This is a genomic window from Acinetobacter proteolyticus (assembly GCF_000367945.1).
GTDB classification, from domain to species: Bacteria; Pseudomonadota; Gammaproteobacteria; order Pseudomonadales; family Moraxellaceae; genus Acinetobacter; species Acinetobacter proteolyticus.
Window position 1 is genome coordinate 3,526,485 of sequence record NZ_KB849179.1, and the last position, 22,217, is coordinate 3,548,701.

Here is a 22,217-nt window from a genome sequence, read left to right on the forward strand (position 1 = left end):
AGGACCACATCTTGCGCCCAAATCGCTTAGCGATTCTTCAGGTTGAGGCAGTAATCAAGCGTGCGTTTAGTCCACATCGTCGTTATTCGGATTGCCGCTGAATTTCATCTATTTTCAGCTTGAGTCGCTTTGCCGCTTGTTGCCGATGTCTATTTTTTGTATTTATTAAAATGGAGCACCCACAAGGGTGAAACTCTCTATGAGCAAAACTTTTGCCGAATTTTCTTTGCACGAAACCTTACAACAAGCCCTAGAAGGTTTAGGTTTTACGACACCAACTCCTGTGCAAGAACAAGCGATTCCAGCTGCGTTAGAAGGAAAAGATTTATTGGTTTCAAGCCAGACTGGTTCTGGTAAAACAGCAGCATTCTTACTTCCTACATTAAACGCTTTAGCGGGTCAGGAAACTTTTGTGCCATTTAAAGATCGCATGAAAGCTGTGACTCAGCCAACAATTTTAGTTATTTCTCCTACACGTGAATTGGCTCAACAAGTAAGCCAAGACGCGATTGCATTTGTACGTCACATGAAAGGTGTTCGTATTGCTGCAATTATGGGTGGTATGCCTTTTGGCAAACAAATCCAACAGCTTAAAGGTGCACAAGTAGTTGTTGCGACTCCAGGTCGTTTACTTGACCTTGTTAACCGTCGTCAATTAAAGCTTGATAAAGTTGAGTCTTTAATTGTTGATGAAGCTGACCGTATGCTTGATCTTGGCTTTGCTGAAGATTTAGAAGCGATTGGTGAATTAGCTGCAAACCGTAACCAAACGTTGATGTTCTCTGCAACTTTTGCAGATCGTATTATCCGTCTTGCTGAACGCATGATGAATGATCCACAACGTATTGCGATTGAAACTGGTCACAGCACCAACACTGATGTAACTCAAACATTACATTGGACGGATGGTTTTGAACACAAGAAAAAATTACTTACGCATTGGTTATCTGACGAATCAGTAGATCAAGCTGTTGTATTCGCAAGCACGCAAGAAGATACCGATATGCTTGCTGAAGAATTAGCTGAAGCGGGCCACTCTGTTGTTGCATTGCATGGTGCGATGCCACAAACCGTTCGTAACCGTCGTTTACGCAGCATCCGTGAAGGTCGTGCAAAAATCTTGGTTGCAACTGACGTAGCAGCACGTGGTTTAGACGTACCAACAATTTCTCACGTAATTAACTTCGGTTTACCGATGAAAAACGAAGACTATGTACACCGTATTGGTCGTACAGGTCGTGCGGGTCGTACAGGTCAAGCGGTGACTTTAGCAACTTACCGTGAGCGTGGCAAAATTCGTGCGTTAGAAGATTATTTAGATGCACGTTTAAATGTATCTGAAATTGAAGGTCTTGAGCCATCTCCACCTCCTGCGCGTTCAGGTCGTGATGGCGGTGGTCGTGGTCGCGGTGGTCGTGATGGCGGCGGTCGTGGTCGTGGTGGTTTCGGCGGTGGTCGTCGTTTTGAAGGTGAAGGTAGCTTCAAGCGTCGTGAAGGTGGTGATGACCGTCCACGTCGTAGCTTCGATGACAAACCTCGTGGCGAACGTCCATCATTTGGTGGTGAAGATCGTCCACGTCGCGAATTTAATTCAGATCGTCCACGTCGTGAAGGTGGTTTTGAAGACCGTCCACGTCGCGAATTTAATTCAGATCGTCCACGCCGTGAAGGCGGTTTTGAAGACCGTCCACGTCGCGAATTTAATTCAGATCGTCCGCGCCGTGAAGGTGGTTTTGATGATCGTCCAAAGCGCAGCTTTGGTGGTGAAGACCGTCCACGTCGCGAATTCAATTCAGATCGCCCACGCCGTGAAGGTGGTTTCAACGATAAGCCGCGTTTTGATTCGAATGATGACAACCGTGGTAACCGTGTAGATTACAAACCACGTCGTGAAGGTAGCTTCGGTGACCGTCCAAAACGTGATTTTGGTGATCGTCCACAACGTGAAGGTGGTTTCGGCGATCGTCCAAAGCGTAGCTTCGGTGATGACCGTCCAAAACGCAGCTTCGGCGGTGAAGATCGTCCAAAGCGTAAGTTTGGTAGCGATGATCGTCCAGCGCGCGGTACACGTGAAGAAACTTTCGGTGGTGACCGTCGTCGCAAAAACGATTTTTAATCGTTAAAAACCGATAAAAACAAGAAGCCAGTTGAAAAACTGGCTTTTTTATTTTGTGCTAGTCATGTAAAATTATAAAAATGTGTACTAATTCAAATTTTAAATAAGAAATGAATAGGGTTAAGCAAAATAAAAGTCTTTTGAGTCAAACTTGGTCTTTCATGTGTAGTGAAGGGCTGCCGTGTCTATTTGTCATTTTGATGCTCTGTAATGGTTTGTTTTTTGCCTATGCATTATTTGATACCAATCACTCAGATTCTTTTAAGGTCAATTCCCAGCACACCACCAGCCAAACTGTTTCAAAGAACAACTACATAAATTAATAATCTTCATACATCGTTTATCAAAATAAAAACAAGTGTTTAATGTTTCAGTGTATAGTATGCGTGCATAAAAAGTGCAGGAATGATGCCATTATGAATAACAAAGCTCCTCTCGATGCTGAAGCCTTAATTGAAGTTAAAAACTTGAGCTTTAATCGAGGAGAACGCGTCATTTATGACGATATCAGCCTCACCATTCGACGTGGTCAAATTACTGCAATTATGGGCCCATCTGGTACAGGTAAAACAACCTTATTGCGTTTGATCGGTGGGCAATTGATCCCTGATCAGGGTGAAGTGCTGCTCGATGGCAAGAACATTGCGACCATGTCTCGCCAAGAATTATTTGCTGCACGTGCACGTATGGGGATGTTATTTCAGAGTGGCGCATTATTTACCGATATGTCGACCTACGAAAATGTCGCTTTCCCAATTCGTGCACATACCAAACTGCCTGAACATATCATTGCAGAATTGGTGGCTTTAAAACTGGAGTCGGTGGGTTTACGTGGCGCTGAACAGTTAATGCCGTCTGAACTGTCAGGTGGGATGAATCGTCGTGTTGCTTTGGCGCGTGCGATTGCACTTGATCCAGAATTAATTATGTATGATGAGCCTTTTGCGGGCCAAGATCCGATTGTAATGGGTGTCTTAACTCGTCTAATTCGTTCGTTAAGAGAAGCGCTCGATTTAACCACGATTATTGTCTCGCATGATGTTGATGAGACCCTGTCGATTGCTGATTATATTTATGTGGTTGCAGAAGGCAAAATTCAGGGTGAAGGTTCACCTGAACAATTAAAAAATCACGCTTCGCCATTTGTGCGCCAGTTTTTAACAGGTTCGGTTGAGGGACCTGTCGAATATCAATTTACTCACCAAGCATATTTAGATAACGAGGTTCGTCCATGAATACGATTGCCTGGTTAGGTAGACTCGTTATTGAGCGGATAAAGGGGATTGGTGCCGCGGCATTGATGCTCTTGCAAGTTTTGTTTTCCATGCCATCGAAAGGTGGGTTTCAGCGCTTTGTTTATCAGATGTATCGTGTCGGGGTAATGTCCCTGCTGATTATCGCTGTTTCAGGTTTGTTTATTGGTGCAGTGCTTGGCTTACAGATGTATAGCATTCTAGTCACTTTCGGTAGTGAGGCGATGCTGGGTACGGCGATTTCATTGACACTGCTGCGCGAACTGGCGTCAGTGGTGGCAGCATTACTCTTCGCAGGCCGTGCTGGTTCAGCATTAACCGCTGAAATTGGTTCCATGAAACAAAGTGAACAACTTGCCAGTATGGAAATGATTGGTGTTGATCCACTTAGACAAATCGTGTCTCCACGTTTGTGGGCGGGGATTGTTAGCTTGCCAATGCTTACTGTGATTTTTGCAACCATTGGTATTATTGGCGGCAAAATGGTGGGTGTTGATTTCTTGGGTGCAGATGAAGGTTCATTCTGGGGAGGTATGCAAAGCAGCGTACAATTCTGGCATGACGTTTTTAACGGCACCATTATCAAAAGCATTGTATTTGCTTTAATTTGTACATGGGTAGCGGTATACCAAGGTTATGCTTGTGATCCGACGCCAGAAGGTATCGCGACCGCAATGACGAGAACGGTCGTATATTCTTCACTTTGTGTATTAGGTTTTGATTTCGTGTTGACTGCGGTCATGTTCGGAGGGATTTAATGAAATCACGTACTAGTGAGCTGGCCGTAGGTATTTTTGTCATTATCTTCGGTATCGCTCTATTTTTTCTTGCGATGAAAGTCAGTGGTTTAGTCGGTACTAATTTACGTGATAGCTACAGCATGACAGCGCAGTTTGATAACGTAAACGGTTTAAAAGCACGTGCGAAAGTCACTATGAGTGGTGTGACCATTGGCCGTGTTGAATCGATTACCCTTGATCCTGTGACGCGTTTGGCAACAGTGAAATTTGATCTTGATGGTAAGTTGACGAGCTTTAGCCCAGAGCAATTGAAAGAAGTGCAAAAAAATGCACTTGAAGAATTACGCTATAGCGCTGATTATCAACAAGCAGATGCTGCGAAACAAAAAGAAATGGAACAGCAACTTATCAGTAACATGACATCCATCACCAGTTTGGATGAAGATGCTTATATTATGGTTGCAACCAATGGTCTTTTGGGGGAGAAATATTTGAAAGTTGTGCCAGGTGGTGGTGTGAACTACTTAAAACGTGGTGACGTAGTTTCAAATACCCAAGGAACCATGGATTTAGAAGATTTAATCAGTAAGTTTATTACTGGCGGTGCTGGCAAAGCCACATCAAGCTCAACTGCGACAGAAAGTTCAGCTTCGCAGCCTGCTGCTGAAGCAGAACCATCTTTTGTTGAGTAATTCAGGTTAGGAGATTGAAGTGAATACATTATTGAAACAAACTCTAACAGCAAGCGTTTTATCAACTATGCTTGCTAGTGCAGCATTTGCAGCACCAACAGAGACCCCACCTGATTTTGTGAAGCGTGTGGCTGATGGCTTGATTACACGTTTAAAAGCAGATAATGCAAAATTACAGAATAATCCTGCTTTGGTTCGTACGATTATTCGTCAAAACCTTGATCCTTATGTGGATTCTCAAGCGTTTACCCGTATTGTATTGGGGACATATGCGAATAACCAGTATACCAATGCTGCACAACGTGCACAGTTCGAGAAGAATTTCCGTGAAGTGATTATCGAGAACTATGGCGGTGCTTTCGCAAAATATACCAATGAAAGCTACACCATGCGTCCGTTCAAATCGACCAACAGCAAAAACCCTGTGGTCACTTTAGACTTCTTGCACAATGGCGAAAAGATTCCAGTATCGTTCCAGTTAACCGACAAAGGCGATCAATGGAAAGTACGTAATATCAATGTGTCTGGTATTGACCTTGGTTTGCAATTCCGTAACCAGTTTGCGGCAACGGTTCAGCGTAATGGTGGTGACATCAATAAAGCGATTGCAACCTTTAAACCAGATGCAGACGCTGCTGTAAGCAAAAAATAAGTAGGTGACGGGTGATTCAATATATTGATCAGCAATTAATTGTGTCGAAGACAATTAATTTTGAAAATGCAGAACAGATCTATCAGGCTGGTTTAAAGCATATTCAGCAACATCAGAATTTTCCTTTGGTTGTTGATTTGGCCCAGCTTGAACAAGGCAATACTTTATCTTTGGCGGTTTTGGTGCAATGGTTGCGTCAAACCCCTGAAAATAAAGGCCTGCACTTTAAAAATGTGTCTGAGAAGATGTTGAAAATCATCCAAGCTTGCCATTTACAAGACGATTTGAAATTGATTTGATTGATCTGGCAGAGTGGAAAAAGAGAGCTAAAAATAGCTCTCTTTTTTTATGCTTAGCTTTTGGGAAAAGCAGAAAATAGCGCCTCACAGCTTGGATATTTTTGATGTAACTTTGCTAAATAATAACTCTGATCATATTCTAAAAAAACATCCAATAATTTGATGTTGGATGGAGTATTACTACAGCTTTTAACTTGTCTATCCCATGCCGTAAAGGGAGCAATTGGATGATTGATCGATATGATATTTTTCTCACAACCTAATAATGCCATAGTGCTGATCTGATAGTTATTGGGAACAGCAGAATCTGCGGGATAGGCAAGACCAATCACTAAATCATTTGCTTTTATTGTTTTGGCTGGAAAATTACTGTGCCATTGGGTAGGTTTAGGTGTCAATAACTTGGTGAGAAAATGCTGAAATACAAAGCGAACATGCTGAAATTCAAATTGATTTTGAGTGTTAGAAGACTGCTTTGGTATAGATTGGACACGTGCTATAAACACATCTTTGGGAGAGTGTGGTGCGCATGCAAAAGCTGTTGAGATTGAAAGGATTATGTTGAAAAAAAGACATAATCCTTTTCTGTTTAGATCCATTTTTTCCAACGGAAGTAAAACATTGGCAAGACGAGGAAGGCCATCAGAATACCAATCACAATCCAAAAACTGAGGCTGCCATGCGCAAAGGGCAGTACATCGGTGTTCATCCCATAAATACTCGCAATCAACATCGGTGGCGCAAGCATACTCGGTAAAATCGAGAATCGACGAATCGTGTCATTCTGTTCGGTATTAATGAATCCAGAGGTGGTATCCAGTAAGAATCGTACTTTTTGGAACAAGAATGCATCATGTTCGACCAGTGAGCGAACATCTTCACTCAACTCACGAATGTCGGCATCATAAATGTGACTACCTAATGCACGTGGACGCGCTAAAAAGGTCAATACACGGCGTAAATCAATTAAACACAGCTGTGCCTTTCCCAGCATATCTTCTTGCTGGGCTAAGCGGGTAATCATGTCATCAAGGTCTAAAATTTTCTCGCGATGATGGTTATTCAGGACTTCCGTGGAATATCGTTCCAAGTCCTTGTGGATATCTTCCAAGATATCCGCAAGTTCATCCAGTTTCGCTTCAAGTAAGCCGAGCAAGATCCATGTGGGATCTTTATAATCCATATCATAGTCATTACGACGTGCACGGGCACGAAAGGCACGAAAGGCGACCAACTTTTCACCACGCATGGTAAATAAGCGATCTTTATGCAAAATAAATGCAACCGTTTGTACCATGGCTAACATGGGCAAGGAGTCGTCAGTATCACCATCGACTTGAAAGTTTTTATTCTTTGTTAAAAAATAGGTACTGATATGCAAAATTCCATCATCATCACGGTAAAATCGTGCTGATGAGGAAATGTCTTCAAGCGATTTTAGGGTCGGTAAGTTTCGGTCATACGCATCCAGAACCCATTGTTGTTCTTCTTGGGACGGGGCGATGAGATCAATCCAGACCAGTTCGGGGTGGAGATCGAAACCTCCGTTGATGGTTGCATCTTCTAGACTACCGCGCTCTGTGGCATAAAAGGCTTCAAGCATGTCTTTTTTCCTCGCGCAGTCGATATCATGTTTTCGGTCATTTACCGAAAAGCAGCGTGTATTTTAGACAAGGATGAAACGAAAAACACTTGCCTAAACGTTATTTTCTCAAAAATCTTGTTACATAGCCTACTTTATCAGCATGACAGTTATATAAAACGGTTTTAATTGTATGAATTCTATATGTGTTTTCTGTGGTTCTTCTCTCGGCAATGACCCTATTTATCAGCAAATGGCAGAGGCTACAGGGCGGGCGATTGCAGCACAGGGTCAAAGCTTGATCTATGGTGGTGGCCGTTCCGGCTTAATGGGTGTTGTCGCCAATAGTGCGTTACAGGCGGGAGGCCGAGTGATTGGGGTAATTCCCCATGCTTTGGTTGATCGAGAGCTGGCGCATACAGGCCTGAGCGAATTGCATATTGTCAATAATATGCATGAACGTAAAACCAAAATGGCTGAGTTGTCCGATGCCTTTGTGGCCTTGCCTGGTGGTGCAGGCACACTGGAAGAAATTTTTGAGCAATGGACTTGGAGTCAGTTGGGAATTCATCAGAAACCATGTGCATTTTTAAATGTTGAAGGCTTTTACGATGATCTGCTTAAAATGCTGCAAGGCTCTGTTGAGCGTGGTTTTAGTCAGGAACGTTTTGTCGATAAATTAATTGTCGCAGAGCAGATTGAGGATATTTTAGCTGCGTTTTCGGTTTATCAACCTGTGACACCGAAATGGATGTCAACCGCCGAAATTCAAGCCTAAGGAGCGATTTTTGAAAACCATTACTGTGGCTGCTGCTGTGATTTTGAATGAACACAATCAATTGCTCTTAGTCCGTAAACAAAATACCCATGCTTTTATGCAAGTCGGTGGAAAGCTCGAAACAAATGAAGCACCTGAAATCACGATGCAACGCGAGATTTTAGAAGAAATTGGTTGTGAATGTGAATTGAAACAATTCATTGGTCGTTTTGAAACGGCCGCGGCCAATGAACCTGATCATGTGTTGGTGAGTTATGTGTATGCGGTTGAATTAAAACAGACACCCAAAATTGCCGCTGAAATTGCAGAAATGAAATGGATTGAGTTGAATGACCAATCTACCCTGTTGGCACCACTGACTAAAGAAGTTGTGATTCCGTGGTGCCAGCAAAATCAAGCGAGTTAGTCGGTTGTGTTTGTGCGGCTGCTACGCAGGCACTATAAATCTGTTGGCAGCCGAGTTGGGTCAGGACTTTGGATAATGCGCTGATCGAACTGCCTGTGGTCAGCACATCATCGACAATGAGGACTTTGCGATAACGAATTGAGTTGGGCGGTGCTGCCACAAATTGCTGTTCAATATCTTCGAGTCGTTCTAAACGTGACAGGCCTTTTTGTGAGTGTTGGGCCAAGCGTTGTACGGGTTGCCAAACGGGAATCTTCAAACTTTTGCTCAATACCTTGGCGAGAAGAAGGGTTTGATTAAAGCCGCGTTCTGCTAGACGATCAGCCGAAATCGGCATCGGTACAATCGCATGTACTTTAGGAAGTCTGAGTTGTAATAGTAGGCCATCTAATAGTCTTTGCTGGTGCAGTTTTTGCTCATATTTGAATTGTTGAATGATCCGATCAATTGGATATTGATAATGGCAAGCAACCAAGACGTGTTGCTGATTGCGCTCAATACTTTGTTTGAGCCAAGGCAATTGTTGCCAGCAACTGTGGCACACACCAAACTGGCGTTTCATGCCGATGTCGCAGAGACTGCATGGCGTAAAATAATCAAATAGCTGTTGTGCTGATTTTGCGAGCTGTCTAAACATAGGCATATCTTGGCGCTTCGGGTAGCCAGCGTTTGAGTAGACCATCTGCATGTTGTGGATAATCTTTCAGGATTTGCTCAGCCACATAATGCGCTTGGCTAAGCAGATGATCATCCCGTTCCAAACGTGCCACGCGGAAGCCCATATCCCCGGTTTGTTTGGTGCCGAGTAATTCTCCCGGACCTCGGATTTCCAAATCTTTTTCTGCAATCACAAAGCCATCATTACTTTCACGTAAAATCGAAAGCCGTTCCTGCCCATTTTGCGATAATGGGGTTTTATACAGTAGGGCACAGAAACTGGCAGTTGCCCCACGGCCTACTCGACCGCGCAATTGATGCAGTTGAGAGAGACCTAGGCGCTCGGCATTTTCAATCACCATGATCGACGCATTGGGGACATCGACCCCAACTTCAATGACTGTAGTGGCAATTAACAGTTGGGATTGATTGTCTTTAAAGGCTTGCATGACACTTTGCTTTTCATCAGCCTTCATCTTGCCGTGGACCAAACCAATATTAATGTCTGGAAAGCGCTCTTTAATTTCTTGATAGGTGGCTTCTGCCGCTTGTGCATCCAAGGTTTCAGATTGTTCCACCAAAGTACAGACCCAATAAGCTTGTTTACCTTCACGACAATTGGTTGCGATACGTTGCAGCACCTGCTCACGCCGTTCTAGGGGAATGGTTACGGTTTGAATCGGGGTACGTCCAGGCGGAAGTTCGTCAATAATCGAGGTATCTAAATCCCCATAAGCACTCATGGCTAAAGTACGAGGAATCGGTGTTGCCGTCATCACCAATTGATGTGGGGTAAATTGATCGGCACCTTTATTTCTTAAAGCGAGGCGTTGATCAACACCGAAGCGATGCTGTTCGTCAATAATCACCAAGCCAAGTTTAGAAAATCCAACGGTATCTTGAAACAGGGCATGCGTACCCACGATCAATTGCGCATGACCCTCTTTAATCTGTTGTTCGGCTTGGGTTCGGGCTTTACCTTTCTGCTTACCCGAGAGCCATGCTACTTGAATGCCTAGGGGTTCAAACCAGCGTTTAAAGTTTAAATAGTGTTGTTCAGCCAAAATCTCCGTCGGTGCCATTAACGCCACTTGCCAATCGGCTTCCAGCGCATGACAGGCAGCCACGGCAGCCACAAGGGTTTTACCTGCACCGACATCCCCTTGTACCAGACGTAACATGGGTTGATCTTGTTTAAGGTCCTGCAAAATTTCCTTGGAAACCCGCTTTTGCGCATTGGTCATCTGAAAGGGCAGGCCCTCTAACAGCTTCTTCGCAAGCACTTTGCTACTACTAAAGCGAGGTGCAGAAATTTGCCGAATATAGGCACGTCGGGTGAGTAAACTGATTTGATGGGCAACCAGTTCTTCAAAAATCAGGCGTTGTTGTGCAGGATGCGAACCTTGATTGAGTTGCAGCATATTGGCATCAATCGGGGGCTCGTGGATGTAATGGAGTGCTTGTTTCAGTTCATAGCCATTGCTGTATTTGCTTGGCAATAATTCAGGTAAGTCATCACTATGATGTTTGAGTGCTTGGCGTACGTATTCACGCAGTTTAGGTTGGGTTAAGCCTTCGGTGCTGGGGTAAATCGCGGTGAGCTGGGTTTTCGGTAAAGCAGTATGCTGTTGGATCACCTGAATTTCAGGGTGGTATAGCTCCAAACCCCGTGCGCCAACGCGAACTTCACCAAAAATCCGTAATCGTTGCCCCATTTGGATACGATCAGTCAGGCCTTTATAAATATGATAAAAGCGTAAAGTTACCTTGCCAAAATCATCTTGTAGCAGGGCTGCGAGCGATTTTTTTTTTCCTGGTGGAAAATCGACAGAACGGACTTCACCTTCAAGCAAGTAACTTCGTCCAACGATCAGCTGATTCATTGGAATAATAGTGCTACGATCTTCATAGTCACGGGGAAGATGGAATAACAAATCATCCGTGCTAAAAATATGAAGCTTTTCTAAGAGGGTCGCTGCGGCAGCACCAACGCCTTGTAATTGCTGAACTGATGTCATCTCTGGTCAAAGGTGTGTATGCATATTTTATTTATTGGTTATGGTAAAACATCTCAGCGTGTCGCTAAACACTTATTTGAGCAAGGACACCACATTAGCACAATAAGTCGCAGTGAAAAAACAGATTGTTACGCGACCCATTATATTCAGGATGTGCAGCAACTCGATTTGGCAGACTTAGCGCCGATTGAAATGGTCTATGTGATTCTGGCACCCTCAGAGAGTGGGGTTGATGCTTATCAAGCTACTTATGTTGACAGCATTGCAGCAATTGTTGCAGCACTCAAAGGGCATCCTGTACAGCGCATCGTGATTGTGTCTTCGACTCGGGTCTATGGCGAAAATGCAGGGCAAAGGATAGATGATGAATCGCTGATACAGCCTGCTGATGAGCAAGGGCGCATTCTTCGGGAGATGGAATTACTTTGGCAAGCGCATTATCCGCAACAAAGTATTATTGTTCGCCCAACTGGCATTTATGGAACTTCAATCACTCGGCTAAAAAAGTTGGCTGAGCAAACATCGACTTATCCTGCAGTGCATTTTAGTAATCGCATTCATATTGATGATTTGGCCAAGTTTCTAGCCAGATTGGCTGATGTCGCTCAAGTTGAGGCGAGTTATATCATCACCAATAATTTACCGATCCCGATGCATGAAATTCTATTGTGGTTTCAACAACAGTTAAACCTACCGGCCTTAACACTCTTGTCACAACAACAGACAGGTAAGCGAATCTATGCGACACGACTATCCAATACTGGGTTTCGATTTGACCATTTGATTTGCTTTAATGACTATGCAGCGGCGTTATTGGCACATAGTAATGAAAAATAATTCGATTAGACTGTAAAGAAAGTTTAAAGAGTTGGTATGTATTTTGAATTATAAATACCAATAGATTCCTGAAAGGAACCGCCTAAATTGAGCACGAGGTTTGCTGTACGGCGTAAAGGGTGATACATGAGAAAAATAATTTGCATGATCTTATTTGGATTGATCACAACTGCAAGTTGGGCTGCGGAGCAGTCTTGGTGCGTGTTTGATCCTTTAAGTACTCAGGGTGATATCAGCCGTCGTTTACAGGATATCCGTCTGTACGCACAACAAAATCAAGTTCAGCTAAGCTTTCAAACCTTTAAAAAAGAAAAAGATGCCATACAGGCTTTTGATCAGCGTAAATGTTCGGGTTTGGTCGCATCCAATTTTAATACCTATCGCTATAACCATTTTATGGGCACAAGCGGAGGGATTGGACTGATTCCGAATAATCGTGTGGCTCGGACATTTCTACAACTGTTGAATAATTCAAATATCGAAAAACGCATGCTGAGTGGGGATTATGAAGTGCTGGGTATGATTCCAATTGGGACCGCCTATATGATCATGAATACTCAACAGATTAATAAAGTATCTCAGTTAAAGAATAAAAGCATTGGGATTTTGCAGAATAATCCACCACAACAGGCGCTGGTACAAAGTGTGGGGGCTAAACCGATCTATGTTGATTTTTCCAATGCGGTGGAATCCTTTAAGCAGAAAAAAATTGATATTTTGGCAGCGCCAGCTTATGGAATATTACCGTATAACTTGAAAAAGGAATTTGGTGCTGAGACACAAGTGGTGAACTTCCCTATGGCGTATTTTGCGATGAATATCGTGATTCGGCCACAAGGTTACCCAGTAGGCTTCGGTCATCAAATACGATCTTGGTTTGTGCGCAACAGCAATGTACTTGCTGCCCAAGCCATTCAATGGGAAAACCATTTACCAGCGTATTATTGGGCAGATATCTCAGGTTATGAAAAGCAAGGTTATGATGCGATGGTGGTGAAGATTCGAAATCGTTATGTCGATTCCGGCTATTACGATGCCTATTTTGTCGAATTGATCAAACGACTGCGCTGTCTGGATGACCCTAAATACTTGGAGTGTCGCCGTTAAGTGATTAAAAGAAACGCCAATCTAAGTAGTAATATTGATCAGTAAATCATAATTTTGTGATGACTGATTTAAAATCTCTACTCACCCCTCTTTAACAAGAGGGGGATTATTGAGAATCTGAGAGGATTTTAGGTTTCTGAAACTCCCTCCTTTGAAAGGTGAACTGCGGTTATAGCAGCGCAAGAGGGAGGATTTATTTTCTATTTACGCTTTCTTACGTTTTAAGCGGCGTTTGGCTTGCTGTGATGCCATGGCCTCTAATGCCTCAGCCAACTCTTCATCGCTAAATGTAGTGATGTGCTGCAACATTTGTAAGGTGGTTTCATCTAACACCAGTTGAGCACCAGCGGCCATCTCACTGAAATTATCATCATATTCAATGAAACCCTGTTCATTGTTACGAATATAATTCTGTTGCGTCAGAACTTTAATAAAGCTTTGGAATAAGGCTTTATCGAAGAACTCAGGTGAGTTGAACTCATATAGTACAGAGAGACGTTGACCCAATAAATGACTGAGTTCTTCAACTTGTTTGGTTGAGATATTGCCTGAACCACGTTGGGTGATCAGTGCCAAAGTCATGTAGTAACGCTCTAAACTCTGTTTGACTGGCATCGCCAAAGTTACCAGTTTTTGATGTTCTTCACTGTTTGGTGTTGGGCTAAATAAATTACCATCATGATCTTGGAAGATTAAGCCGATCTGCACCAGCGCATTGATATAATTATCAATTTGCTTTTGTAGATCAGCAGTTTGCCATTTCATGAATAATTCAGCTTTTAAGAACGGATATAAGGTACGAATCACGTTACTTAAATCTGCCTTATTAATTTTACCATTATGTTCAACCAGCGAAGCCACCAAGGATGGCAATACAAAGGCATGCAAAATGTTATTGCGGAAGTAAGTCAGTAATACGGCTTGATTATCTTCAATCGCAATAATATCGCCTAAAACATGCTGCACGCGTTTAATCAGCTTGAGTTTTAGGCCGTAGGCAATAATTTCTTTACCCGATAATGACGTGACTTGTGTGCGTTCGTCATAAGGTTGTTGAGTCGCCAAATCACGGTAGATATCGAGTTGCTTAGCACAAATTTCTTCATCTAAGGTGTGTTTTGGTGTCGCCAATAAAATTAAAGAGAGTAGTGAAACAGGATTAATCACCACAGCACGGTTAATGTTTTCTAAAATCAAATTGGCTGAGCTTGCGACAACACCTGAAATCTCGGTGGTACTTGCGGTGTCTGGTTGAATGTTTTCAGCATCGTGTTGCTTCAGAATATCATTCAGGAACACAGGTTCACCAAAGTTGACGTGTACTTTACCGAAGATACGCTCAATTTTACGCAAGGTTTTCACGATGCCAAAAATCGATTCCGCTTCTTTCGGTTTGCCTTGCATTTCACCGACATAGGTCGAGCCTTCCATCAGGCGCTCATAACCAATATAGGTTGGGACAAACACGATCGGTTTGGCTGGACCACGTAAATGCCCTTGAATGGTCATCGCCAGCATGCCTGTTTTTGGCGGAAGCAAACGACCAGTACGAGAACGACCACCTTCAATAAAGTATTCGATTGGTGTATTGCGCGATAAAATGCTATGCAAATATTCTTTAAATACAGAGGTATAAAGTGCATTACCACGGAAAGAACGACGAATAAAGAAGGCACCGCCGCCACGTAATAACTGACCCACAAATGGTAGGTTGAGGTTATCACCCGCAGCGATATATGGAATCATCAAGCCACGTTTATAAATCACGTAGGATAATAATAAATAGTCGATATGACTACGATGACAAGGGGTATAAACAATTTCATAATCTTTGGCGAGTTCACGCACGGTACTGAAGTTGTGTACTTCAACACCGTCATAGAGTTGCGTCCAGAGACGGGTCAGGGCCATATCGGCAAAACGGACTGCTGATGCAGAATAGTCCGATACGATTTCATTGACATAACCAATGGCACGGCGTTCAGCTTCGAGCATACTAATTTTATGCTGAATGCTTTCACGACGAATGGCATCTTGTACCTCAGGAGACTTCACCACGGATTGCATCACATTGCGACGGTCTGACAAGTCTGGGCCAAGTACCACTTCACGTTGCTGATCCAAATAGGTGTCTAATGAACTTGCAATATAGGTTGCTGGTGAAACATTTGGGTGGTTGGTCTTGGCATAATCTACCAACTCACGCAAAGATTGCGGTTCGTGAAACTCTAAATAAGATTGGCGGCCATGTAAGCCAATATTCATCAGTTGTTTAACTGTACCTGGTGTTGCCCAAGTATCTGAGAATAATAATTTGAACCAAGAATCTTCTTTATCAGGCGAGCGTCCCCAAAGTACCGTCACTGGAACCAGTTGAATATCAACGTCTGGGTGTTGCTCAAGTGCCTCGACCAGCTGTAACAGGCGCGGTGGGAAAGTTTGGGTATTAAAAAAATTATTTTCGTTATGATGTAAAAACAGGATGGAGTTTTTTTCTTGATAAGTTCCAAAACTCAATGAATCCAAGGCTGGTTTTAAATTTAGGCGGCGGGTCTCACCATCGACCACCAATGCATTACTGCGTGAATAATTTTGTAATACATAGCAAACCAACTTATTTGATTCTGTTGCGTTTGGCACTGCTGTGGTGGATTCTGTAGGAACTTCACCAAGAACATGTGGGGTTACCACAAGGTCAAGTAACTTACTCGAAAGTTGGCGATACATTTGACCAAATCCAGTCTTGGACATTACAAACTCCTAAATAATAATCCTGACATCGAGTCATGATGAACACGACATTCTGCGATATTCTTACATGAAACGGTATGTTATTTTCTGACAAAATATAGCGTATTTGGTAGATTTTATCGTTAAAAATCGTATTTTTAGCGGTTATAAATACAATTAACGTGACGGATGAATCATTTTATCCTGACCATTGTCATTTGAATTTGTGGCACAATCAAAATTATCAACCCTGAATGGATTGGTTGATCTCTCCTCATTGATGTTGGAAGGCTATTACATGAATGCGTTAACTCAAGAATTGGTTGAACTGTTGAATCTGGAAAAGTTGGAAGAACATATTTTCCGAGGCAATAGCCGCAATTTGGTAGGCAAGCGAGTGTTCGGCGGACAAGTTCTTGGACAAGCATTAAGAGCTGCTTCATATACCACCGATCGTCCTGCACATTCTTTACATGCCTATTTCTTGTATGGGGGCGATGTGAATGCACCGATCATTTATGAAGTTGATCCGCTCAGAGATGGTAAAAGCTTTGCCAGCCGTCAAGTTCGAGCGATCCAGCATGGTCGTACCATTTTCTCTGCGATGGTCTCTTTTGCCAATCCAGAAGAAGGCTTGAACTATCAACATAAAGAGCCTGAGTACCCTGAACCAGACACATTAAAGTCTGAGAACGAACTGAAAGAAAGTCTGATTAATTTTGTCCCAGAAAATGTACGTGCCAGTTTTATGCGCGAACGTCATGTAGAAATCAGACCGACTCAGTTGATTAATCCGTTCCAGCCGCAGCCAGAAGCGCCGTTCTATGCGCATTACATTCGAACTCATGATGCGATTCCAGCAGATTTAGATGAAATCTCGCTGCATCAGGCGATTGTTGCTTTCTATTCAGATTTTACCTTGATGACCACGGCACTGCGCCCACATGGTTTGTCTTGGATTTCACCGAATTTACAGTGTGCCAGTATCGACCATACCATTTACTTCCATCGTCCACTACGTGCAGATGAATGGATGCTTTACGATATGGAAGCGACCATTAGTGCCAGTTCCCGTGGCTTGAACTTTGGGCGTATGTGGCAAAATGGACAACTGGTGTGTAGTACCGTGCAAGAAGGTTTGATTCGGCTCAGAGAAATCGAAACCCAGTGAAAAATGAATCAACACTAAAGCCATCATTCTGATGGCTTTTTTTATCATAAGGATGTGACAAAAAATTGCTCGATTCTTCAACATGAGCGTGCCATAGTACGGCTAAGTTAAAACCTTTTATCCATTTACAATGAATTTAAATACGCAAATTTTGATTGCAGCTGTGCTTGGCGTGGCCTTTGGTTTTTTATTGCTAGCCTATCCCCAGACTGCATTTGTTGATCACAGTTTATATGGCTTGGGTATTTTAAGTAGCATTTTCATTGGCTTGTTGAAAATGTTGCTGATTCCACTGATTTTTAGCTCGATTGTAGTTGGGGTTTCCAATTTGCAGGCGGGTGGTCAATTTGGTCGAGTCTGGAAAATTACTGCATTAAGCTGTTTGACCACCACCACCTTGGCTTTGATTCTGGGAATCAGCTGCGCACATCTGTTTGAAGTGGGCAAAGGGGTGGATATTCAATTATTCCAGGCCGCAATGGATAGCCATCAAACCCCTGATACCTTAACGCCATCTAGTTTCTTCACCACCTTTATCCAGAATACCTTGATCAATCCATTTAAGGCCTTTAGTGACGGTAATGTGCTGGCTGTGGTGGTATTTGCTTTATTTCTTGGTGTGGCTTTGGTCAAAGGTGGAGAGCGTTTCGCTTTGGTCCGCAACATCAGTCAGCAATTCTTTGACATTATGATGATGTTAGTGGGCTGGGTGATGAAACTGGCACCGATCGGGATTTTTGCACTTTTAGCAAAGTTGATTGCGACTGAAGATCTGTCGGTACTCAGCCGTTTGGTTGAGTTTGCTGCGGTGGTGACAGGCACGACCATTTTCCATGGGGTGGTGGTGTTACCGGCCTTGTTGTGGATTTTTGGACGGATGAATCCAATTACCTTTTTTAGAGGTGCCCGAACAGCTTTGGTCACAGCATTTGCCACCAGTTCCAGTTCAGCCACCATGCCATTGAGTATGAAGTGTGCGCAGGAAAATTTAGGAGTGCGACCGCAAACGGCTGGCTTTGTGATCCCATTGGGTACGCAGTTGAATATGGATGGTACCGCACTCTATGAAGCGGCAGCAGCTTTATTTATTGCCAACTTGATGGGTTTGGATTTGAGTCTGACTCAACAATTGATTGTCTGCTTAACTGCCATGATTGCATCCTTAGGTGCACCGGGAATTCCAAGTGCTGGGATGGTTACCATGATCATGGTGCTACAGTCGGTTGGTTTACCTGCCGAAGCGATTGCGATTTTATTGCCGATTGACCGTGTCTTAGATACCGTGCGTACGGTGGTCAATGTGCAAGGTGACATGATGATCAGTGTGGTGGTTGATCGTTATGCAAAACAGGCGGAAGCAGAGTCTAGTTAATTTTATACATATAAAAAAGCAGGAGAGAATTCCTGCTTTTTTATATTCAAAGCTTAAGCAGCTTGTTGTAAGGCACGCTTTGCGGCAGGAGAATTATTGAGATAATTCACAGCGTCTTGGGTATTGCCTTCTTTGACCGGGTCATACCACGGCATGAGGTAATCAATTTGTTGTGCAACCAGCCATGCTGGGCCTGGCAAAATTTTCGCGTCTTTTAATGCAATCTTCGACCATTCAATCCAGATCCATGGTTTAAACAGACTTGGTTTCTTGTCGGCAAAACGAGGATCTTGGCTCATGATATGTGCTGCACCATCGACCCAAAGGCCGAGTACACCAATAATCACAGCAACACTCATGTAGTAACGTGCGATATAACCACCGCCCAAATGACGGTAAAGATCAAATGCAACGGTACGATGTTCGATTTCTTCAGAACCATGCCATTTAATCAGATCGATCATTTCTGGATCTGCACCGAGTTCTTCCCAACGCTTGTTATACAGGGCATATTTGCCGAGTACGCAGGTCATGTGTTCAACAGTTGCAATCACACCTAGACGGAATAAATCCCACTGATGCTCGAGTGCTTTCGGAATTTCTTTATCGAAAGGCTTGTCTGCCAAGACCTTGGTAAATAAGAAATCCATGATGTCGAGATTACGCTGGATATCAATATTACGCTGCGTCAAATATTCTTTATTGGCAGAGGTATGCGCAACCGCATGCATTGCTTCTTGGCGAATAAAGGCTTGAACGTCTTGCTTTAATTTTTCATCGGTAATTTGAGGAAGGACTTTGTTATATAAACGGCAAAACCAAAACTCACCAGCAGGTAAAATATTGTTAATTTCATTAATAAAATAGCTGGCGAAAGGTTGGTTTGGAATCCAATCCACTGGTGTATTTTCCCAGTCAAATTTTACTTTGCGCGGGAGGATTTTATAGTCAATCGAAGAACCAAGAACTTTGTTCTTCACAAATGATAGTAATTTCATCGTTTAGTCCTAATCGATAGTGCAATGAACCAACACTAAGCAGTATATGAAAACTACCTAGTGTTTGTGTTTAGCAATTCGGGACAATTAAAAATTATTTTATGCATCAAGTTGCATAAAATGCACTTTTTATTCTTGGATGTCGGTTTCTGAGGCTTCTGGGATCTGACTCAGGTCAAATTCAACAGGTTGATCCAGTGTGAAATTCAGACGGCCTGCCATTACACTGGCAAGTTCCTCTAGGCCAATACGATTGAGTGAAGAGAATAATTGAATCGAGAAATCCAATTTCATCTTTTTCAATTGCTGTTTCACTTCTAACAACACTTTGTTGGCTGGGCCACGGTTCAGCTTATCCGCTTTAGTGAGTAGGATATGCACAAACAAATGACGTGAATGGGCCCATTCCAACATCATCAAGTCAAAGTGTTGTAAAGGATGGCGAATATCCATCAACAGTACCAAGCCTTGTAAGCTTTTACGATGGATTAAATAATTTTCCAATTCTTTCTGCCAGACAATTTTCATGGCTTCAGGAACCGCTGCATAACCATAACCAGGTAAATCAACTAAGCGCTGATCAGGATTACCCAAACTAAAAAAGTTGATCATTTGGGTACGACCAGGTTTTTTAGAGGCGCGTGCCAGTTGCTTTTGATTGGTTAAGGTATTAATTGCGCTTGATTTACCGGCATTGGAACGGCCTGCAAATGCGATTTCATAACCCGTATCTTCTACGCATAAAGCCAGTTTTGGCGCACTCATCAAAAATTCAGCTTGGCGTAACCAAGTTAAAGACTGTACTGCATATTCAGTGATTGCAGGATCAGTCTTTTTTTCATAACTGATTTTTTGTTTCGGTGCGAGTTTGGCTTTGGTGTCTTTCGATTTTTCACTGCGACGCATAGAAGCTTACTTTTGAATAGGAATAGCAACGACCATTATAAAGGATGTGAGGCGTTCGCGCGAATCCTTCATCTGTATGCGATGTTTAAGCTTTCTGAATCAGCTCTAAAAAGTCAATATTTGAGCGTGGGGAAGAAGGAATAATGCCCTGTTGCACGACTTCACCAAGCGTATATTGATCCAGACTTTGGTAAAAACATTCGAGTGCTTGATCCAAGATGCCCTTCAGTCCGCAATGTGAACGTAAAACGCAGGGTGGGGTATTACATTCAACAATTTGGTGATTGCCTTGCAGGATTCGAACAATCTCACCAAGTTTCAGCTTTTTCGCTTCTGGGTTTAAATACAGACCACCGCCTTTACCGCGAATGGTGACAATCCACTGCTGTTTTCCCATAAAGTGAACGACTTTGACCAAATGGTTTTGCGACACATGCAAGTCTTGGGCGATATCTGCAATGGTATACGGTACATCACTCGGGCGAGCGACATACATCAGAATTCTGAGTGCATAATCGGTAAATTTATTGAGTTGCATGTATTTTCACTCAATCGATTGCTTGAAATAGAAAGGGCCAGTCTAACATAGACTAGCCCTATGCAAAATGCAGTGTGGATTAGCTGAGTTTAACCCCACCTGTGCCAAAGGCTTCACTATGAATATTGGCTGCAGGAATACCACGAGCAAGCAGTGCCTGATGTTGTGCTGCCATAAATGGCATTGGTCCACATAGATAATAATCGGCATTGCTTGGTAATAGTGCAGCATCGATGCTATTTAAATCTAAACGTCCAGCAACATCATAGTCTTCACCGAGCTTATCATTTTCGTGTGGAAACTCATACGCCGTAAATGTGCTTAAGCGTGGATACTTGGTTTTAAGTTCCTGAATGTGTTGTTTCATGGCATGTACTTGGCTGCTACGACAGGCATGAATGAAATTCACGGGTTGCGGCAGATCCAAGGTCACCAATTGGTTTAACATCGCAATCATTGGGGTTAGACCAACACCACCACTGATAAAGACATTGCGCTTGCTACTATCGATCAGATAGAAATTACCTGTTGGTGCAGATACTTCAATTTCTGAACCTTCAGCTAAACCATGTAAGGTACTAGATACCCAGCCACCTGCGAGTTCACCTTTTTCATCTTCACGTTTCACTGAGATACGTAAATAGTCTGCTTGTGGGCTAGTTGAAAGTGTGTACTGACGCGGCTGTCTTAAGTTGAGTTCAGGTACAAACACGCGGACTGAAATATATTGGCCTGCTTCATAATGCGGTAATGCACCGCCATCTACAGGCGCGAGGTGGAATGAGGTAATTTCATCACTTTCCACCACTTTTTTGGCAATTTTAAAGTTGCGCCAGCCTAACCAACTGCCTTGTGTTTGTTGGTGTTGATCATAAATCGCTTTTTCGGTGCTAATAAATAAATCAGCCAATTGACCATAAGCCGCAGCCCATGCCGCAATTAATGGATCTTCCATTGAAATATTCAGTACTTCACTAATCGAATGTAAGAGGTTTTCACCGACAATGCCGTAATCTGGTGATTGAATATTCAAGCTCACGTGTTTATGCGCAATCATTTCGACCACAGGTAGAAGTACCGATGGATCTTCAATGTTTTCTGCATAAGCCAAAACTGCGCCTGCGAGTGCTTGGGCCTGTGCACCACTGCGTTGATGACCCATATTAAAGGTTTCTTTTAAATTAGGGTGATTACCCAACATGCGGTTATAAAAGTATCCAGTCAATGCGACACCATTTTCACGCAGAACAGGAACAGTGGCTTTTACTAGGTCAATTTGCTGCGGAGTCATGTTTGATCTCTCTTGGCTATCATTTATAAGATGTATTCAAAATACATCTTATAAGGTGTATTTGCAATGCATAT

Annotated in this window: 21 protein-coding genes; 12 read left to right on the forward strand and 9 right to left on the reverse strand. The window is 43.0% G+C overall.

Going from position 1 to position 22,217, the window contains the following annotated elements:
- Positions 1–199 precede the first annotated feature (199 nt).
- The 6 genes from F993_RS00735 to F993_RS00710 all read left to right on the forward strand — a co-directional run bounded on the left by F993_RS00735 (position 200) and on the right by F993_RS00710 (position 5,752).
- On the forward strand, positions 200–2,116 hold the full coding sequence (locus tag F993_RS00735; protein ID WP_004657633.1) for a DEAD/DEAH box helicase: 1,917 nt from the start codon (positions 200–202) through the stop codon (positions 2,114–2,116).
- Between the two features lie 416 nt (positions 2,117–2,532).
- Positions 2,533–3,351, forward strand: coding sequence for an ABC transporter ATP-binding protein (locus F993_RS00730; RefSeq protein WP_004657636.1), 819 nt, complete (start codon positions 2,533–2,535; stop codon positions 3,349–3,351).
- Complete coding sequence (gene mlaE, locus F993_RS00725) at positions 3,348–4,127, forward strand: lipid asymmetry maintenance ABC transporter permease subunit MlaE (protein WP_004657638.1); 780 nt, start codon at positions 3,348–3,350, stop codon at positions 4,125–4,127. Before F993_RS00730 ends, mlaE begins: the two co-directional genes overlap by 4 nt.
- Positions 4,127–4,801, forward strand: coding sequence for an outer membrane lipid asymmetry maintenance protein MlaD (gene mlaD / locus F993_RS00720; RefSeq protein WP_004657639.1), 675 nt, complete (start codon positions 4,127–4,129; stop codon positions 4,799–4,801). The genes mlaE and mlaD overlap by 1 nt, the downstream gene beginning before the upstream one ends.
- Positions 4,802–4,820: 19 nt before the next feature.
- Entirely contained in the window at positions 4,821–5,453 is a 633-nt protein-coding gene (locus F993_RS00715; protein ID WP_004657642.1) for an MlaC/ttg2D family ABC transporter substrate-binding protein, read from the forward strand.
- An 11-nt stretch (positions 5,454–5,464) separates the two neighbouring features.
- On the forward strand, positions 5,465–5,752 hold the full coding sequence (locus F993_RS00710; protein ID WP_004657643.1) for an STAS domain-containing protein: 288 nt from the start codon (positions 5,465–5,467) through the stop codon (positions 5,750–5,752).
- Between the two features lie 53 nt (positions 5,753–5,805).
- Here F993_RS00710 and F993_RS00705 read toward each other — a convergent pair whose 3' ends face one another.
- Together F993_RS00705 and F993_RS00700 are read right to left on the reverse strand one after the other, a co-directional pair.
- Entirely contained in the window at positions 5,806–6,351 is a 546-nt protein-coding gene (locus tag F993_RS00705) for a hypothetical protein (protein ID WP_004657645.1), read from the reverse strand.
- On the reverse strand, positions 6,342–7,355 hold the full coding sequence (locus F993_RS00700) for a magnesium and cobalt transport protein CorA (protein WP_004657647.1): 1,014 nt from the start codon (positions 7,353–7,355) through the stop codon (positions 6,342–6,344). Before F993_RS00700 ends, F993_RS00705 begins: the two co-directional genes overlap by 10 nt.
- A 172-nt stretch (positions 7,356–7,527) precedes the next feature.
- Between F993_RS00700 and F993_RS00695 the strand changes: the two genes are divergently transcribed.
- Entirely contained in the window at positions 7,528–8,112 is a 585-nt protein-coding gene (locus F993_RS00695; protein WP_004657648.1) for an LOG family protein, read from the forward strand.
- A gap of 10 nt (positions 8,113–8,122) precedes the next feature.
- Positions 8,123–8,518, forward strand: coding sequence for an NUDIX hydrolase (locus F993_RS00690; protein ID WP_004657650.1), 396 nt, complete (start codon positions 8,123–8,125; stop codon positions 8,516–8,518).
- On the opposite strand, the gene F993_RS00685 is transcribed toward F993_RS00690, so the two are convergent.
- On the reverse strand, positions 8,472–9,155 hold the full coding sequence (locus F993_RS00685) for a ComF family protein (protein ID WP_032812626.1): 684 nt from the start codon (positions 9,153–9,155) through the stop codon (positions 8,472–8,474). The genes F993_RS00690 and F993_RS00685 overlap by 47 nt on opposite strands.
- Positions 9,148–11,193: an ATP-dependent DNA helicase RecG gene (recG, locus tag F993_RS00680; protein WP_004657653.1), complete on the reverse strand. Its 2,046-nt coding sequence runs from the start codon at positions 11,191–11,193 to the stop codon at positions 9,148–9,150. Before recG ends, F993_RS00685 begins: the two co-directional genes overlap by 8 nt.
- Before the next feature lie 18 nt (positions 11,194–11,211).
- Here recG and F993_RS00675 point away from each other — a divergent pair, with 18 nt between their 5' ends.
- Together F993_RS00675 and F993_RS00670 are read left to right on the forward strand one after the other, a co-directional pair.
- Entirely contained in the window at positions 11,212–12,030 is an 819-nt protein-coding gene (locus F993_RS00675) for an NAD(P)H-binding protein (RefSeq protein WP_004657654.1), read from the forward strand.
- Positions 12,031–12,156: 126 nt separating this feature from the next.
- Complete coding sequence (locus F993_RS00670; RefSeq protein ID WP_004657655.1) at positions 12,157–13,137, forward strand: putative solute-binding protein; 981 nt, start codon at positions 12,157–12,159, stop codon at positions 13,135–13,137.
- A 204-nt stretch (positions 13,138–13,341) separates the two neighbouring features.
- Here F993_RS00670 and plsB read toward each other — a convergent pair whose 3' ends face one another.
- Positions 13,342–15,888 (reverse strand): glycerol-3-phosphate 1-O-acyltransferase PlsB, encoded by a 2,547-nt coding sequence (plsB, locus tag F993_RS00665; RefSeq protein ID WP_004657658.1) that lies wholly within the window; start codon positions 15,886–15,888, stop codon positions 13,342–13,344.
- Positions 15,889–16,165: 277 nt separating this feature from the next.
- Here plsB and F993_RS00660 point away from each other — a divergent pair, with 277 nt between their 5' ends.
- Both F993_RS00660 and F993_RS00655 read left to right on the forward strand, forming a co-directional pair.
- A complete protein-coding gene (locus tag F993_RS00660) occupies positions 16,166–17,038 on the forward strand; it encodes an acyl-CoA thioesterase (RefSeq protein WP_004657660.1) in 873 nt (290 codons plus the stop codon).
- A 130-nt stretch (positions 17,039–17,168) separates the two neighbouring features.
- Entirely contained in the window at positions 17,169–18,410 is a 1,242-nt protein-coding gene (locus F993_RS00655) for a dicarboxylate/amino acid:cation symporter (protein WP_004657662.1), read from the forward strand.
- Between the two features lie 53 nt (positions 18,411–18,463).
- Here F993_RS00655 and F993_RS00650 read toward each other — a convergent pair whose 3' ends face one another.
- The 4 genes from F993_RS00650 to hmpA all read right to left on the reverse strand — a co-directional run bounded on the left by F993_RS00650 (position 18,464) and on the right by hmpA (position 22,143).
- On the reverse strand, positions 18,464–19,408 hold the full coding sequence (locus tag F993_RS00650) for a metal-dependent hydrolase (RefSeq protein WP_004657664.1): 945 nt from the start codon (positions 19,406–19,408) through the stop codon (positions 18,464–18,466).
- 129 nt (positions 19,409–19,537) lie between these two features.
- A complete protein-coding gene (gene yihA, locus F993_RS00645; RefSeq protein ID WP_004657667.1) occupies positions 19,538–20,314 on the reverse strand; it encodes a ribosome biogenesis GTP-binding protein YihA/YsxC in 777 nt (258 codons plus the stop codon).
- Positions 20,315–20,399: 85 nt separating this feature from the next.
- Positions 20,400–20,852: an RrF2 family transcriptional regulator gene (locus tag F993_RS00640; RefSeq protein ID WP_004657669.1), complete on the reverse strand. Its 453-nt coding sequence runs from the start codon at positions 20,850–20,852 to the stop codon at positions 20,400–20,402.
- Positions 20,853–20,931: 79 nt separating this feature from the next.
- Positions 20,932–22,143, reverse strand: coding sequence for an NO-inducible flavohemoprotein (gene hmpA / locus F993_RS00635; RefSeq protein WP_004657670.1), 1,212 nt, complete (start codon positions 22,141–22,143; stop codon positions 20,932–20,934).
- Between the last annotated feature and the right edge of the window lie 74 nt (positions 22,144–22,217).